The sequence below is a fragment of the Burkholderia sp. SIMBA_051 genome, assembly GCF_046534915.1.
In the GTDB taxonomy this organism is placed as follows: Bacteria; Pseudomonadota; Gammaproteobacteria; order Burkholderiales; family Burkholderiaceae; genus Burkholderia; species Burkholderia ambifaria.
In genome coordinates, this window is sequence record NZ_JAWRXS010000398.1 from 1 (window position 1) to 264 (window position 264).

The window sequence follows — 264 nt, forward strand, 5'->3', positions numbered from 1 at the left end:
GTCGGCTTCGCTGGCGAGGCCGACCTTCGCCTGGCTTTGCGTCAACCGGACGACATCGCGTTGCTGCTCGACGAGGCTCGTGGTGATGTCGCGCAACGCCTGCGCGCCGCGCAACTGCATGTAGGTTTGCGCGACTTCGGCCTCGAGCGAGAGCAGCGCGTCGTTGCGGCTTTCCACTGCGGCCTCGGTCTGCGCGTTCGCGGCTTCCACCGAGCGGCGCACCCGGCCGAACAGATCGAGTTCCCACGAGGCGTCGAAGCCGGC

At 68.6% G+C, this 264-nt stretch carries 1 protein-coding gene; it reads right to left on the bottom strand.

Translation table 11 applies throughout. The annotated features are described in order from the left end of the window. Positions 1-264: TolC family protein (locus SB771_RS35030; protein WP_410722047.1), on the bottom strand; the 264-nt coding region annotated here is incomplete at both ends.